Annotated in this window: 1 protein-coding gene; it reads right to left on the bottom strand. The window is 74.7% G+C overall.

Annotated features, from left to right (window positions below; genetic code table 11):
* Positions 1-376 (bottom strand): serine aminopeptidase domain-containing protein (locus SB660_RS19235; RefSeq protein ID WP_410583822.1); only part of this gene is annotated, 376 nt, incomplete at both ends.

Raw genomic sequence — 376 nt, 5'->3', positions numbered from 1 at the left:
GACGCCCCGGCAGCACGCCGTTGGTCCGTGCCAGCCATGCCATGAACCGGTAGGCGAGCGGCAGTCCCCAGCGCTGCGGCCCGGGAAACGCACGCCAGTACGGCGCGCCGCTGGCGACCAGCCACAACGCGTCGAAGGCGTCCGGCTCCAGCGCGAGCCGGCAGCAGGCTAGCTGTCCGCCGAGGCTGTGGCCGCCGATACGGCGCGGCAGCTCGGGCACGCAGGCGCGCAGCGCGGCTGCGCTGCAGGCGACGTCCTCCTGCAGCAGGTGACGATACCCCCAGTCGGCGCGGCGTCCTGCGCGCAGCGAGCTCGAACCGATGCCGCGCCATTCGTGCAGGGCCACCGCGACGCCGCGTACGGCCAGCGCATCCGC

Source organism: Bacillus sp. SIMBA_005 (assembly GCF_046535585.1).
Classification (GTDB): Bacteria; Bacillota; Bacilli; order Bacillales; family Bacillaceae; genus Bacillus; species Bacillus pumilus.
This window is presented reverse-complemented; position numbering and strand designations above follow the sequence as displayed.